Here is a 14,900-nt window from a genome sequence, read left to right as displayed (position 1 = left end):
TCGCTAAAGGGAAGATGCGGCGAGCGCCTGGAGCAGGCCCGCCGCCGCTCCCCCCAGCACCACCCAGTGGATCGCCATGTTGCGGCGGGTCAGCGCATAGAGCGCGACCAGCATGATCGCCCAGGTCCAGATCATGTGCCCGGCCGTTTGGCCGCCCGGCAGCAGCACCGCCATCCCCAGATAGACGCCCAGGTTCAGGATCACCCCCACCACCGCCGCGGCGATGGCGGCCAGCGCCCCCGTGGCCAGACGGTTGTGAATCAGCCGCTCCACATAAGGCGCGCCGGCGAAGATGAACAGGAAGCAGGGCAGGAAGGTGACGTAGGTCGTCAGCGCCCCCCCCAGCACTCCCGCCAGCGCCGGCGACAGGGCGCCCGGCCGGTTCCAGCCGGCGAAGAAGCCGACATATTGCGTGACCAGGATCAGCGGCCCCGGAGTCGTCTCGGCCAACGCCAGGCCGTCGACCATCTCGCGCGGGCCGAGCCAGCCATAGGCATCCACCGCCTGCCCGGCGATGTAGGGCAGCACGGCATAGGCGCCGCCGAAGGTGACGAAGGCCGCCTTGGTGAACAGCGCCGCGATGCCGCGCCAGGGATCGGCGCCGAAGGTCAGCACGACCGCCCCGACCGGAAGCAGCCACAGCAGCACGAACAGAGCCAGCAGGGTCGGTAGCCGGCTGCGCCCCTGCGGCGCCTCCGCCGGGTCGGCATCGCCGTCTGCCAGCGGATGCGGGTGGGCGAACCAGTGGCGGCCCAGGCGCGCCGCCATGCCGCCGATCACCGCTGCGGCACCGATGACCAGCGGGAAGGGCAGGTGCAGCGTGAACAGCGCCAGGAAGGCGGAACCGGCCATTGCGACGGCCGCCGGTCCCTTCAGCGTGCGGCGGCCCATCCGCCAGACCGCGGCGGCGATGATCGCCACCACCGCCGGCTTGATGCCGTCGAACAGGGCGCCGACCAGCCCGGTGTCGCCATGGGCGGCGGCGATCCAGGACAGGGCCAGCAGGACCAGCGCACCCGGCAGCACGAACAGCCCGCCCGCCACCAGCCCGCCGCGCACACCATACATCCGCCAGCCGATGTAGGTGGCGAGCTGCTGCGCCTCCGGGCCCGGCAGCAGCATGCAGAAGTTCAGCGCATGCAGGAACCGTGTCTGGTCGATCCAGCGGCGGCGGTCGACCAGTTCGCCCTGCATCATCGCGATCTGCCCGGCCGGCCCGCCGAAGCTGGTCAGCCCAAGCCGCAGCCAATAAAGGCAGAAGGCGCCGAAGGAAGGGCGGAGGGGTGGAGAATCGCTCATGGTCCCGCAAGCCTAGCGCAAACGCCGCCGCAAGGCAGCCGGCCCGGAGACAATTGCGGGGCGCCCATGGTCTTCCGCAGCGCGGAGGATTAATATTGCAACCGCGAGCGCCGCCGTCGTGGCCGGCGCCGGACGTCGGGGACGTTGCAGAATGAAGGCTTCCGCCCGCGGTCGCGCCGCTGTGTTGGGCGCGGCGCTGTGTGCCGGTGTCGGGTTGACCGTTCTTGGACAATTGGCGCTGGCGGGGCCGGCGCAGGCCGCCGTCGGTGTCCATGCCGAAGAGATCGTGCGCTTTCCCTCCGCCGACGGGGATTTGACCGGCGGGGCGCCGACGATGTTGAGTGGACGGCTGCTGCGGCCGGCCGGCAACGGCCCGCATCCGGCGGTGGTCATGCTGCACGGCTGCGGCGGCCTCTATGCCCGCAGCGGCCGGGTATCGCCGCGCCATGTCTGGTGGGCGACCCACCTGCAACGGCAGGGCTTCGAGGTGCTGATGGTCGACAGCTTCGGCCCGCGCGACGTGGAGGAGGTCTGCACCACCGCGCTGAAGGACCGCACCGTCCGTGCCACACGGGAGCGCATGCGCGACGCCTGGGGGGCGCTGGCCTTCCTGCGCAAGCGGCCGGAGGTCGATCATGAACGCATCGGCCTGATCGGCTGGTCGCAGGGGGCGAGCACTGTGTTGGCCGCCTATGGTGCCGGCGAGGATGGGCCGGCCGGGACGGAAGAGGGCGGCTTCCGCGCCGCCGTGGCCTTCTATCCCGGCTGCAGGGCGCCGCTGAGCAACGAGGACTGGCAGCCCGACGGCCCGCTGATGCTGCTGGTCGGCGGCAAGGACGACTGGACGCCGCCGCAGGCCTGCATCGAGCTGGCCGGCCGCGACGGGGTCAAGGACAAGGTCGATCTGGTGGTCTATCCCGACGCCTATCACGGCTTCGATGCGCCGGACGCCCCGGTGCGCAAGCGCCAGGACCTCGCCACCGCTCCCGGCGGCACCGCCCATGTCGGCACGAACGAAGACGCCCGCTCGGACGCGATCCGGCGGGTGATGGAGTTCTTCAAGGAGAAGCTCAGGGGGTGATGTGCGCCTGATGTCCCCTCTCCCACGCGGGGAGAGGGGGAGGCATCATCAACGGAACTCGACCGAAACGATCTCGTACAGCTTGGAGCCGCCGGGGGTGGAGACCTCCACGCTGTCGCCGACGGCCTTGTTGATCAGGGCGCGGGCCAGCGGCGCCTGGATCGACAGAAGGCGGTTCTTGATGTCGCTCTCGTCCTGGCCGACGATCTGATAGGTCGTCTCCTCGTCCGTGTCCTGGTCGGCCAGGGTCACGGTCGCACCGAACTTCACGGTGTTGCCGGTCAGCTTGGCCGGGTCGATGACCTCGGCACGGCTGATCTTGTCCTCAAGCTCCAGCACGCGGCCTTCGATGAAGCTCTGACGTTCGCGCGCCGCGTGATACTCGGCGTTTTCCGAAAGGTCGCCATGTTCGCGGGCTTCCGCGATGGCTTTGATGACCGCCGGGCGTTCGGTGATCTTAAGGTGCTTCAATTCCTCCTGGAGGCGGTTGAAGCCCGCCGCTGTCATCGGAACTTTTTCCATGTTCGGTCCATCACCGCTTGCAGTCGTTCGACCTGTCCAAAGCGACATCAAGGACGAAGACGGCGCGGAGGAGGTCCGCCGCGCCGTCGTCCGTCCTTAATACGATCCGCTAAGGTACGACTGCAACGGGGCGACTTCAAGGCTGCCGTTCCGGAGTGCGGCAATCGCTTCCACCGCCGCGCGTGCTCCCGCCACGGTGGTGTAATACGGAATGTTGTAGGTCAGCGCGGTGCGACGCAGACTGAAGCTGTCGGCCAGCGCCTGGGCGCCTTCCGTGGTGTTGATGACCAGATGCACGTCGCCGTTGATCATGGCGTCGACGATGTGCGGCTGGCCTTCCACCACCTTGTTGATGGTCTCCGCCGGCACGCCGGCGTCGCTCAGCACCTTGGCGGTGCCGGACGTGGCGAGGATGCGGAAGCCCATCTCGTGCAGCTTCTTGGAGATCACCGCCAGCGCCGGCTTGTCGTGGTCCTTGACCGAGACGAAGACGCTGCCCTTGACCGGCAGGGTCACGCCGGCGCCGAGCTGCGCCTTGGCGAAGGCCAGCGCGAAGTTGTGGTCGAGGCCCATGACCTCGCCCGTCGACTTCATCTCCGGACCCAGCACGATGTCGACGCCGGGGAAGCGGGCGAAGGGGAAGACCGCTTCCTTGACCGCGGTGTGCGGCGGGGTCGGGCCGTTCAGGGTGAAGGCGGACAGCTTCTCGCCGGCCATGACGCGGGCGGCGATCTTGGCGATGGCGGTGCCGGTGGCCTTGGCGACGAAGGGCACCGTGCGGCTGGCGCGCGGGTTGACCTCCAGGATGTAGACGGTGCCGTCCTTGACCGCGAACTGCACGTTCATCAGGCCGACCACCTTCAGCGCATGGGCGAGCGCGTCCGACTGGCGGTTGATCTCGGCGACGGTGTCGGCCGGCAGCGTGTAGGGCGGCAGGGCGCAGGCGCTGTCGCCGGAATGGATGCCGGCCTCCTCGATGTGCTCCATCACACCGGCGACATAGACCTGCTCGCCGTCGCAGACGACGTCGACGTCGACCTCGATGGCATCCTGCAGATAGCTGTCGATCAGCACCGGGTTCTTGCCCGACACCTGCACCGCGGTGCCCATGTAGCGCTGGAGCCCGGCCATGTCGTGGACGATCTCCATCGCCCGGCCGCCCAGCACGTAGGACGGGCGGATGACGACCGGGAAGCCGATGCGGGTGGCGACCGCCTCGGCCTCTTCCAGCGAGCGGGCGAGGCCGTTGGCCGGCTGCTTCAGGTTCAGCTCGTGCAGCAGCTTCTGGAAGCGTTCGCGGTCCTCGGCCAGATCGATGGCGTCGGGCGAGGTGCCCAGGATCGGAATGCCGGCGGCTTCAAGGGCGGCGGCGAGCTTCAGCGGGGTCTGGCCGCCGAACTGCACGATGCAGCCCAGCACGGTGCCGTTGCGCTGCTCGACCCGCACCAGTTCCACCACGTCCTCGGCCGTCAGCGGCTCGAAATACAGGCGGTCGGCAGTGTCGTAGTCGGTGGAGACGGTCTCCGGGTTGCAGTTGACCATGATGGTCTCGATGCCGGCCTCCTGCAGGGCGTAGACGGCATGGACGCAGCAATAGTCGAACTCGATGCCCTGGCCGATGCGGTTCGGGCCGCCGCCGAGGATGACGACCTTGCGCTTGTCGGTCGGCTCCGACTCGCACTCCGCCTCGCCGGTCCCGTCGGTCTCGTAGGTCGAGTACATGTAGGGGGTGGCGGAGGCGAATTCGGCGGCGCAGGTGTCGATGCGCTTGTAGACCGGGGTGACGCCGGCCATGCGGCGCGCCGCGGCGACCGCCGCCTCGCTGGTCTTGGCCAGCTCGGCCAGACGGGCGTCGGAGAAGCCCATCTGCTTCAGCTTCAGCCAGCCGGCCTTGTCGGTCGGCAGGCCGCCGTCGCGGATCGCCGCCTCGCGGTCGGTGATCTCCTTGATCTGCTCCAGGAACCAGGGGTCGTACTTGGAGACGGCCTGCACCTCGTCGATGGTGAAGCCGTGGCGGAAGGCCTGGGCGATCACCAGCAGGCGGTCGGGCGTCGGGGTGGCGAGAGCGCCGCGGATGGCGGTGCGGTCAGGCGTCTCGTCGGTGCCGATCTTGACCTCGTTGAAGCCGGTCAGGCCGGTCTCCATCGAGCGCAGCGCCTTCTGCACCGATTCCTGGAAGGTGCGGCCGATCGACATCGCCTCGCCCACCGACTTCATCGAGGTGGTCAGCAGCGGCTCGGAGCCCTTGAACTTCTCGAAGGTGAAGCGCGGCATCTTGGTGACGACATAGTCGATCGTCGGCTCGAAGCTCGCGGGCGTGGTGCCGGTGATGTCGTTGGTCAGCTCGTCCAGGCGGTAGCCGACGGCCAGCTTGGCGGCGATCTTGGCGATCGGGAAGCCGGTGGCCTTCGACGCCAGCGCCGAGGAGCGCGACACGCGCGGGTTCATCTCGATGACGATCAGGCGGCCGTTGGCCGGGTTGACCGCGAACTGGACGTTCGACCCGCCGGTGTCCACGCCGATCTCGCGCAGCACCGCGATCGAGGCGTTGCGCATGATCTGGTATTCTTTATCGGTCAGCGTCAGCGCCGGCGCGACCGTGATCGAGTCGCCGGTGTGGACGCCCATCGGATCGATGTTCTCGATGGCGCAGACGATGATGCAGTTGTCGGCGCCGTCGCGCACGACCTCCATCTCGTATTCCTTCCAGCCCAGCACCGATTCCTCGATCAGCACCTCGCCGACCGGGCTGGCGCGCAGGCCGCCGCGCACGATGTCCTCGAACTCCGCCCGGTTGTAGGCGATGCCGCCGCCGGTGCCGGCCAGCGTGAAGCTGGGACGGATGATGGCCGGCAGGCCCACCAGTTCCAGCGCCTCCATGCCCTCGTCCAGCGTGCGGACCATGCGCGACTTCGGCGATTCGAGGCCGAGCTTGTCCATGGCGTCGCGGAACAGGATGCGGTCCTCGGCCTTGGCGATGACGTCGCGCTTGGCGCCGATCATCTCAACGCCGAGCCGCTCCAGCGTGCCGTCGTCGGACAGCGCCATCGCCGTGTTCAGCGCGGTCTGGCCGCCCATGGTCGGCAGAAGCGCGTCGGGACGCTCCTTCTCCAGGATCTTGGCGACGACGGCCGGGGTGATCGGCTCGATGTAGGTGGCGTCGGCCAGACCGGGGTCGGTCATGATGGTGGCCGGGTTGGAGTTGACGAGGATGACCCGATAGCCTTCCTCGCGCAGCGCCTTGCACGCCTGAACGCCGGAATAGTCGAACTCGCAAGCCTGTCCGATGACGATCGGACCCGCGCCGATGATGCAGATGGATTTGATGTCGGTGCGTTTGGGCATGGGTCCGCTTCTCTGAAGTGTGGTCAGCCGAAAACCCCCCGGCGCCGGAGGACCGGAGACGGAGAGCGGGGATGGGCATGTCGTGCAAGGCCCCCTTATAGGGGGTTCCGGGCCGGGGGGGAAGGGGTGGCATGGATGTCACCCTCGCATGACTGAATCTCGGGCAGGGCAGTTCCGGCCCATGCGGCCCTTGAACCGATGGGGAAAGGGACGCATCAATTCCCATTCTCCCGCTTCGCATACCCTTTGGAGATACGCCCCGATGAGCCACGCATTCGCCAAGGACAGCCGCGCCTGCGCCGCCTGCGTCTCGTGGGGCGGGGAGCGCGCGCTGTCGGAGGACAACACGCTGGTCTACGTCGCCCGCCACGGGGTGGAGGGCGAATGCCGCACCGCCAGCAGCCAGGACTACCGCCGCATCACCAAGGGCTATCACACCTGCACCGCCTGGGCGCCGCTGCCGATGCTGAAGAAGCATGGCGGACGGATCGGCCACACGCCGGCGGGACAGGCGCACACGCTGGTCACCGCCGCGGCGTCGCGGCCGGTGCAGCAGCCGGTCTCTCAGCCGGTGCCGGCGGCGGCTGCATTCGCGTCGGCGCCGGTGGCTGTGCCGGTGATCGACGCCCCGCCGCCGCCTTGCCGGGCCGACGTGATCGATGTGGAGCAGACGCCGCAGGTCCGCATCCTCTACACCCACTGGGTGCGGCTGAAGCGCAAGCGCCGCATGCCGCTGGCGACCGAGATCGACACCGCCCAGGTGCGGGAGAGCGTGCCGCGCATCGCCCTGATGGAGCCGACCGCCGATGGTGGCGACTTCGTCTACAAATCCTGCGGCCGCGCCCTGCAGCGCCGGCTGGCCGGGCGGCCGACGACCAAGCGGGTGAGCGACTGCCATCCGGAACAGGCGGCGCAGCGCTGGCTGTCCGACCTGCGCGCCTGCCTGGAGAGCGGCGAGCCGCGCTGCCTGCTGGTGCGCGACGACCCGATGCTGCCGGGGGCGAAGTTCGTCGAACTGCTGCTGCCGCTCGCCGATGTCGAGGGCGGGCCGGCGACGCGGGTGCTCGCCTACCGCCATGTGCCGGGCGGCTGAGGGGGCGGCGATGGGCGAGCAGCCGAAGGAAGGACCGCCGCAGAATGGGCCGGGGCCGGAGATCGTCGGCGTCTGGCCGGCGGCGGTGTGGATCGTCGTCGGCACCGGGCATTACCTGAACGACCCCGACCATTTCGCCGGCTGGAAGGGCGCTCTGTATTTCGTGCTGGGCACGGGACTGGTGGCGCTGGTCGGCGGCATCGCCAGCCTGTCGGCCCGCCGCACCGTCGCCGGCATCCAGGAACGCCTGCTGAAGGAGGTCCGCCACCGGCGCGATTGGGCGAGCTGGTGGGTGGCACTGGGCTTGCGCGGCCTGGTGGGCTTGGGCGAGGCGGTGCTGGTGACGCTGCTGGCGCTGTCGGCGGTGGCGATGCTGGGGTAGGCAGAGGGAAATCCTGATTTCGATCAGGGGAACGGGCAGTTCTTCAGATGTTGAGATTTGAATTTATGTCTGAACGAAGGTGCGTTGCGCAAATATTCCTATTACAGGTGTGTTGTGATGGGGGCGGGCGTTATGTCCAGTCAACGGGCAAAGGCATCGGCAATGGATGCTCTGCACGCGATGATGCGGGATCCGCGTTATTGGAATGCCGCGGATCCAGAGCGTGAACGATGGATTGCGAAGGTGACGCGCGGCTTTGACGCGCTATATCCTGATAATTCCCGCCATGACTTTGCCGGACGTCCGAACGATAGGGCGGAGCATGGCGTTACGGTTCATGTCAACGAATACATCCGAACTGTAAGCGGTGAGGATGTGCTCGTTTCAGAACATGAGCGCGGTTGGCCGTCCGGCAGCGGTCATGCTCAATCTCATGGTTACAGTCCGGGAAACGGCGTACCGAAAGCTCCGCCGGGTGTGGATATCGATAAGAACATAAGAGAGGCGGAGAATCATTCGGCGCATACTGTCGTGGGTGATTTGTTGTTTTACGACCAAGTCAAGAGTTATGGTCCATGGGATTTTAAAAGGATATCGAGAGAGTACGAGGAGTTTGGGAATTTTCATTATGGTGCCGTTGGCGCTGCGACGGGATATTCATTGGATACCCTTCAACGGATGGCTGGCTGGTATCAAGTGACACATGGGAAAAGTGACCCATCTTGGGGGACGGCGCCCAGTATACTTGAAGCCTATCTTGGGATCGGAGGGCGCGCACCATTTGGAGATGATCCGGTTGACTATAATGATATAGCGAGGGGCTATGAATATTATCTTATGAAATATCGATGGGGAAAGTGATGTCCAGTAAAATTGGTAAAATATGGCGTTGGATATGTGCTCTATTGATATTACTGATATCGGCTCCGATTATTGTTTTTGTGGCGGGGTATGTGTATGTAGAATATTTTTTTAATTTATGCGAGGTTGAGGAATTTAGCAAAATTCCCTCGCCAAACGGGAAGATGTCTGTAGTCATCTATTCAATCGACTGTGGTGCGGCAACCAAGTTTAACAGACGGGCAAGCTTGGCTCCAGCGAACAGGGACTTTGATCCGAAGATCGGCAAGCAATTCCTTCATGTACGGGGTGAGCACGACTTCCATGTCAGATGGATCGATGCGGCAACCGTTGAAATCACTGCCGCCGACGCCGCCGATGCTTTCGGCGAGGGAAACATCGTTCAGAGAGAAAACACCATGGATGGAGTCGCCATCTCCTATCGGTAACACTTTCTTTGTCGATAGGTGCATGCCATGCCGGAAAGTAAAGAAGATAAGCCCTTGCAAAGATACCGGCAAAATTTTTCTGATTTTGAGCTAAATATTTAGACAAGATATATCACCGAGTGGCAATAGAAAATTATGATTAAAAAATCCCAAATAAAGAAAATCATATTGATTGCAGCTGGTGTGTTTATTTTTGTGCCTATATTGATATACGCAACATTTTTCATCTATATCGCTTTTTTCTTCGATATGTGCCGAGTTGATAATTTTGGAGAGACGCCTTCGCCAGATGGAAAGGTGGCGGTGGTCATCTATTCAGTCGATTGTGGTGCAACAACAGGCTTCAACACCCGGGCAACCTTGGCCCCGGCAAATCGGAAGTTCGATCCCGATGGCAGCAAGCAGTTCCTGTATGTGCGGGGACAGCATGACCTCCATGTCAGATGGATTGATGCGGCAACCGTTGAAATCACCGCCTCCAATGCCGCCGAGGCGTTCGGCGAGGGGAACGTCGTTCAGAGAGAAAGCTCCATGGATGGAGTTGCCATTTCCTATCGGTGATATCGCTGGTGTCGAAAGCGGGCTGGCGGTGCGGTGGGCGGCGGTTCGATAGCCTGACGAGGTTCCCGTGAAACGCAAACAGCCCCGCTCCTTCCGGAGGCGGGGCTGTTTCCATACTCAAACGCTTACTTCTGGCTGGTCTTCATGCTCCAGCCCGGCTCCACGCCATGCATGTCGGGCAGGCGGTGGGCTATGCCCTTGTGGCAGTCGATGCAGGTGTTCTCGCCGGTGAACAGGTAGGTCTCGTGCATCTTCGCGGCGCGCGGGTTCTGCTTGGTGATGTCCATCGAATCGGCGCTGTGGCAGTTGCGGCATTCCAGCGAATTGTTGCTCTTCAGCCGCGCCCATTCGTGCTCGGCCAGTTCGCGGCGCTTGTCGAGGAACTTCTCGCGCGTGTCGATGGTGCCGAAGATCTTGCCCCAGACCTCCTTGGATGCCTGCATCTTGCGGGCGATCTTGTCGGTCCATTCGTGCGGGACGTGGCAGTCCGGGCAACTGGCGCGCACGCCCGACCGGTTGGTGAAGTGGATGGTCTGCTTCAGCTCCTCATAGGGATTGTCGCGCATCTCGTGGCAGCTGATGCAGAAGGCTTCCTTGTTGGTGGCCTCCAGGGCGGTGTTGAAGCCGCCCCAGAAGATCACGCCGGCGATGAAGCCGCCCAGCGTCAGGAAGCCCAGGCTGAAATGGACGCTGGGACGGGCGAACAGCCGCCACAGGCCCAGAAACGCGGAGCGGATCGTCATTTCTGGCCGCCTTGGGCATGGCCCAGGACCGAGTCGAAGTCTTGGAAGCTGTTGGGAACGATCGGCTGGGCGTCGGTCTGCGGCACATGGCACTGGGTGCAGAAGTAGCGCCGCGCCGCCACCGTGCCCAGAGTCTGGCCGTCACGGTCCTGGAAATGGGTGACCGACAGCATCGGCGCCTGCGAGCCGGCCGTGTTGCGGCGGTCGTGGCAGGTCAGGCACTTGTTGATGTTCAGGTCGATCTGATAGTCGCGGATGGCATGCGGGATCAGCGGCGGCTGGTCGGCATAGTTGCGCACGTGCTTCTGGTCGTCGGTGATCTCGCGGTGAGTCGCCTCGGCCGGGACGTCCAGGGTGATCGGGTGGTTGGTGGAGGGGACCTTGATCCCTCCGACCGTGCCGGTGCCGGTCGCGGCAGCGATGGGCTTGTCGGCGGCCACGCCGCTGGTGGCGACGCCGATGGTCAGGGCCGGAACGCCGGCCAGAAGGGCCAGCGCGGCAATCAGGAAACGGGTCTTCATGATGCCGACACTCCTCAGGCGTTCACGGGCGTGATCTTGACCGCGCATTTCTTGAAGTCGGTCTGCTTGCTGATGGGGTCGGTGGCGTCGAGCGTCACCTTGTTGATGAGGACCGTCTGGTCGAAGAAGGGGACGAAGACCAGGCCGCGCGGCGGCTTGTTGCGCCCGCGCGTCTCGACCCGCACCCGCACCTCGCCCCGGCGGGAGGTGACGCGCACCTCCTGGCCGCGCCGGACGTTCAATTCCTTGGCGTCGTCGGGGTGCATGAAGACCACGGCATTGGGGAAGGCCTTGCGCAGTTCGGGAACCCGCATGGTCATCGACCCGCTGTGCCAGTGCTCGATCACGCGGCCGGTGCTGAGCCAGAACGGATAGTCGGCATCGGGCGCCTCGGCCGGCGGCTCGTAGGGCAGGGCGAAGACGTTGGCCTTGCCGTCCTTGTTGCCGTAGAAGCGCATGCCTTCGCCGGCCTTCACGTAAGGATCGGAGCCCTCACGGTAGCGCCACTTGGTCTCCTTGCCGTCCACCACCGGCCAGCGCAGGCCGCGCTCCTGGTGGTACTGTTCGAAGGGCGCCAGATCGTGGCCATGGCCGCGGCCGAAGGCGGCATATTCCTCGAACAGGCCCTTCTGGACGTAGAAGCCGGCCTCCTTGGCCTCCTGGTTGTTGTAAGCCGGGTCGAGGTCGGACAGCGGGAAGCGGTCGACCTGACCGTTGCGGAACAGCACCTCGTAGAGGGTCTTGCCGCGCAGCTCCGGCTTCTTGTTCAGCAGGTCCTCCGGCCACACCTCTTCCACGGTGAAGCGCTTGGAGAACTCCATGAGCTGCCACAGGTCGGAGCGCGCGCCCTCCGGCGCGTCGACCAGTTGGCGCCACAGCTGGGTGCGGCGTTCGGCGTTGCCGTAACCGCCCTCCTTCTCCACCCACATGGCGGTGGGCAGGATCAGGTCGGCGGCCAGCGCCGTGACGGTCGGGTAAGGATCGGAGACGACGATGAAGTTCTCCGGGTTGCGGTAGCCGGGGAAGGTCTCCTTCGCCGTGTTCGGGGCCGTCTGCATGTTGTTGTTGCACATGACCCAGTAGGCGTTGAGCTTGCCGTCCTTGAGCATGCGGTCCTGCTGGACGGCGTGGTAGCCGACCTTGTCGGGGATGGTCCCCTCCGGCAGCTTCCAGATCTCCTCGGCGTGCTTGCGGTGCTCGGGGTTGGTCACCACCATGTCGGCGGGCAGCCGGTGGGAGAAGGTGCCGACCTCGCGCGCGGTGCCGCAGGCAGAGGGCTGGCCGGTCAGCGAGAAGGGGCCGTTGCCGGGCTGGGAGATTTTGCCGGTCAGCAGGTGGATGTTGTAGCAGAGGTTGTTGGCCCAGACGCCGCGGACATGCTGGTTGAAGCCCATGGTCCAGAAGGACACGACCTTCACCTTCGGGTCGGCATACAGCTCGGCCAGCGCCTCCAGCCGGTTCTTCGGCACGCCCGACAGCTCGTGCGCCTTGTCCAGCGTGTAGGGCTCGACGAACTTGGCGAACTCGTCGAAGGTGATCGGGTCGGAGTCGTTGGCCTTGGCGGCGTTCTTCGCCTTCTGCTCCAGCGGGTTGTCGGGACGCAGGCCATAGCCGATGTCGTCGCGGCCGCGCTTGAAGTTGCAGTGCTTCTCGACGAACTCCCTGTTCACCCGGCCGGTCTTGATGATGTGGTTGGCGATGTAGTTCAGGATCGCCAGGTCGGACCCGGGGGTGAAGACCAGACCGATGTCGGCGAGGTCGAAGCTGCGGTGCTCGAAGGTGGAAAGCACGGCGACCTTGCAGCCGGGATGGCTGAGGCGGCGGTCGGTGACGCGGGTCCACAGGATGGGGTGCATCTCCGCCATGTTGGAGCCCCACAGCACGAAGGCGTCGGCGTGCTCCATGTCGTCGTAGCAGCCCATCGGCTCGTCCATGCCGAAGGTGCGCATGAAGCCGGCCACCGCCGACGCCATGCAGTGGCGGGCGTTCGGGTCCAGGTTGTTGGAGCGCAGGCCGGCCTTCATCAGCTTGGAGGCGGCATAGCCCTCATAGATGGTCCACTGGCCGGAGCCGAACATGCCGACGGCGGTCGGACCCTTCTTCTTCAGGGTCTCCTTCCACTTCTGCGCCATGATGTCGAAGGCGGCGTCCCAGGTGATCGGGGTGAACTCGCCGTCCTTGTCGAACTTGCCGTCCTTCATGCGCAGCAGCGGCTGGTTCAGCCGGTCCTCGCCATACATGATCTTGGACAGGAAATAGCCCTTCACGCAGTTCAGGCCGCGGTTCACCTCGGCCTTCACGTCGCCGTGGGTGGCGACCACGCGGCCGTCCTTGACGCCGACCATCACGCTGCAGCCGGTGCCGCAGAACCGGCAGGGGGCCTTGGACCAGTTCAGCTTGGCGCCTTCACCGGTCAGGATGTTGGCGGCGGAGGCGGGCAGCGAAATTCCGGCCGCCGCGGCGGCGGCAGCGGCGGCTTGCGCCTTCAGGTAATCGCGGCGGGTCAGGAACATGGCAGGCAGACTCCAGTTTCGGAGGAAATTCGGTCGGGACTGCGCCGCCGTCAGGCGGCGTCGATCGCGTCCGCGGGTTCGTAGTGGTGGTAGACCATGGTGGTGCTGTGGACGCCGGGGACGGCGTTCAGCAGGGCGATGCGGTCGACCACCTCGGCCGCGCTGGCGGTGACCAGGGTCACCACCGCCTTGCCGTTCTCCGCCGCGCACCACTCCAGCCCGGCGACGGCGGCCGCCGCTTCGCGCAGCGCGTCGGTGCGGTCGGGGCTGTGCTGGATGACGAGGCTGGAAATGTGGACTTCGGGGGCGCGGGGCATGGCAGTACTCGGGGGGCAGGGACTCAGTGGGTGAGGAGCTGGTACATCCAGATCGAGAAGCCGTAGGCGGCGACGGTGCCGACGGCGATCAACGGCCAGACCAGGAACGCCAGCCACAGGAACATCAGCCCTTCGGCCCGGCGGGTCGGGGCCGGCGCGGAGTCGGTCGCCTTCCGGTCGGACGGATGGGACAGGATGGGGGAGGGGATGGGCCTCATGGCGGCACTCTCGGTCGGAGCGGAACGGGACGGAGCGGGAATGGTTTGAGCCGATCCCGTGTACCAGTTCTTTAGTCTGATACTTAGGTATCGGTTTTCGGCCCTTAGTATCGGTACTTTCCGGCGGTCTGGAATTGACCCAGGTCAAGCGGGGCCCTACACGCCCTGTGACGGAATGGCGCCTTGCGCCGCGCGGGCGCTCCTGCCCCGGCTGCGCTAGAGTTATGACGAGGGCATGAACCGGACGCTCCGGTTTGCGATAGGATGAGCCATGGATTTGCTGCGCTCCTACTGGTCGCCGGCCGAGCTGGTGACCAACGGGTTGATTCTCCTTCATCTTTTGGGGGCTTTGGCGGTCGGGCTGCTGCTGGGGTACGAGCGCAGCTATCACGGCCGGGCGGCCGGGATGCGGACCTACGGGCTGGTCTGCCTGGCGTCGGCCGCGCTGACGGTGGTCAACGCCTACCCGTCGATGTGGTATGGCGGCATCGGGACGCAGGGGGCGGCGCAGGGGACGGCGTTGGCCGGCGATCCGACGCGGGTGATCCAGGGCATCGTCACCGGCATCGGTTTTCTCGGCGCCGGAGTCATCATGCGTGAAGGGCTGTCGATTCGCGGCCTGTCCACCGCCGCGTCGATCTGGGCGACCTCAGCCATCGGCATCACCATCGGGCTCGGCTTCTATGCCGTCGCCGTCGCCGCAGCGCTGCTGACCATTCTGGTGATGAGCCTGCTGCGGCCAATCGAGCGTCTGCTGCCGCACCAGTCGGTGATCCATCTGACCCTGGTCTTCCCGCGCGACAAGGCGCCGCCGCCGGAGGATTTGCGGGCGCAGGCCAAGAAGCACGGATTCGAGGTGATCGACTGGGCCTTTCACCTTGCCAGCGGCAGCGGTCAGTTCGAATGCCAACTGGTGCTGCAGGGAAAGGGCGATCCCGATCCGATGGCGCTGGTCGGCGCCCTCGCCTCGACCGACGCCGTCGTGGAGTTCAGGCTGTCGCCGTCGCGCATCTGAG

At 65.5% G+C, this 14,900-nt stretch carries 15 protein-coding genes; 7 read left to right on the top strand and 8 right to left on the bottom strand.

All coding sequences use genetic code 11. The annotated features are described in order from the left end of the window. Positions 1-3 precede the first annotated feature (3 nt). A complete protein-coding gene (chrA, locus tag PWS46_RS11815) occupies positions 4-1,299 on the bottom strand; it encodes a chromate efflux transporter (RefSeq protein WP_434615306.1) in 1,296 nt (431 codons plus the stop codon). A gap of 151 nt (positions 1,300-1,450) precedes the next feature. Here chrA and PWS46_RS11810 point away from each other — a divergent pair, with 151 nt between their 5' ends. Further along, a complete protein-coding gene (locus PWS46_RS11810; RefSeq protein WP_434615303.1) occupies positions 1,451-2,380 on the top strand; it encodes a dienelactone hydrolase family protein in 930 nt (309 codons plus the stop codon). Positions 2,381-2,428: 48 nt separating this feature from the next. On the opposite strand, the gene greA is transcribed toward PWS46_RS11810, so the two are convergent. Together greA and carB are read right to left on the bottom strand one after the other, a co-directional pair. Further along, a complete protein-coding gene (gene greA / locus PWS46_RS11805) occupies positions 2,429-2,902 on the bottom strand; it encodes a transcription elongation factor GreA (RefSeq protein ID WP_085090382.1) in 474 nt (157 codons plus the stop codon). A gap of 96 nt (positions 2,903-2,998) precedes the next feature. Next, the gene (gene carB, locus PWS46_RS11800) at positions 2,999-6,247 is read right to left on the bottom strand and encodes a carbamoyl-phosphate synthase large subunit (protein WP_434615299.1); all 3,249 of its coding nucleotides are present in this window, start codon (positions 6,245-6,247) and stop codon (positions 2,999-3,001) included. Between the two features lie 262 nt (positions 6,248-6,509). On the opposite strand from carB, the gene PWS46_RS11795 reads away from it, so the two are divergent. The 5 genes from PWS46_RS11795 (at position 6,510) to PWS46_RS11775 (ending at position 9,572) form a co-directional block, all read left to right on the top strand. Then, on the top strand, positions 6,510-7,340 hold the full coding sequence (locus tag PWS46_RS11795) for a hypothetical protein (protein ID WP_434615296.1): 831 nt from the start codon (positions 6,510-6,512) through the stop codon (positions 7,338-7,340). A 10-nt stretch (positions 7,341-7,350) separates the two neighbouring features. Then, positions 7,351-7,722 carry a hypothetical protein gene (locus PWS46_RS11790; protein ID WP_434615293.1) on the top strand — a complete coding sequence of 124 codons (372 nt, stop codon included), beginning with the start codon at positions 7,351-7,353 and terminating at the stop codon, positions 7,720-7,722. Between the two features lie 162 nt (positions 7,723-7,884). Then, a complete protein-coding gene (locus tag PWS46_RS11785) occupies positions 7,885-8,583 on the top strand; it encodes a polymorphic toxin type 44 domain-containing protein (RefSeq protein WP_434615290.1) in 699 nt (232 codons plus the stop codon). Next, positions 8,583-9,011, top strand: a complete 429-nt coding sequence (locus tag PWS46_RS11780) for a DUF5412 family protein (protein WP_434615287.1) — start codon at positions 8,583-8,585, stop codon at positions 9,009-9,011. The genes PWS46_RS11785 and PWS46_RS11780 overlap by 1 nt, the downstream gene beginning before the upstream one ends. A 135-nt stretch (positions 9,012-9,146) precedes the next feature. After that, positions 9,147-9,572, top strand: coding sequence for a DUF5412 family protein (locus PWS46_RS11775; protein ID WP_434615285.1), 426 nt, complete (start codon positions 9,147-9,149; stop codon positions 9,570-9,572). Positions 9,573-9,697: 125 nt separating this feature from the next. Here PWS46_RS11775 and PWS46_RS11770 read toward each other — a convergent pair whose 3' ends face one another. The 5 genes from PWS46_RS11770 to PWS46_RS11750 are packed head-to-tail and all read right to left on the bottom strand — an operon-like array spanning position 9,698 to position 13,884. Next, on the bottom strand, positions 9,698-10,315 hold the full coding sequence (locus PWS46_RS11770) for a cytochrome c3 family protein (protein ID WP_434615282.1): 618 nt from the start codon (positions 10,313-10,315) through the stop codon (positions 9,698-9,700). Beyond that, the gene (locus tag PWS46_RS11765) at positions 10,312-10,836 is read right to left on the bottom strand and encodes a nitrate reductase cytochrome c-type subunit (protein ID WP_434615279.1); all 525 of its coding nucleotides are present in this window, start codon (positions 10,834-10,836) and stop codon (positions 10,312-10,314) included. Before PWS46_RS11765 ends, PWS46_RS11770 begins: the two co-directional genes overlap by 4 nt. A gap of 14 nt (positions 10,837-10,850) precedes the next feature. Continuing rightward, positions 10,851-13,349, bottom strand: a complete 2,499-nt coding sequence (gene napA, locus PWS46_RS11760) for a nitrate reductase catalytic subunit NapA (RefSeq protein WP_434615276.1) — start codon at positions 13,347-13,349, stop codon at positions 10,851-10,853. 50 nt (positions 13,350-13,399) lie between these two features. Next, positions 13,400-13,666: a chaperone NapD gene (locus PWS46_RS11755; protein WP_434615273.1), complete on the bottom strand. Its 267-nt coding sequence runs from the start codon at positions 13,664-13,666 to the stop codon at positions 13,400-13,402. A gap of 23 nt (positions 13,667-13,689) precedes the next feature. Then, the gene (locus tag PWS46_RS11750; protein WP_434615270.1) at positions 13,690-13,884 is read right to left on the bottom strand and encodes a periplasmic nitrate reductase, NapE protein; all 195 of its coding nucleotides are present in this window, start codon (positions 13,882-13,884) and stop codon (positions 13,690-13,692) included. Between the two features lie 271 nt (positions 13,885-14,155). On the opposite strand from PWS46_RS11750, the gene PWS46_RS11745 reads away from it, so the two are divergent. Next, the gene (locus tag PWS46_RS11745) at positions 14,156-14,899 is read left to right on the top strand and encodes an MgtC/SapB family protein (protein ID WP_434615267.1); all 744 of its coding nucleotides are present in this window, start codon (positions 14,156-14,158) and stop codon (positions 14,897-14,899) included. The last annotated feature ends 1 nt before the right edge of the window (position 14,900 follow it).

The organism is Azospirillum sp. B2RO_4, assembly GCF_051124815.1.
GTDB lineage: Bacteria > Pseudomonadota > Alphaproteobacteria > Azospirillales > Azospirillaceae > Azospirillum.
This window is presented reverse-complemented; position numbering and strand designations above follow the sequence as displayed.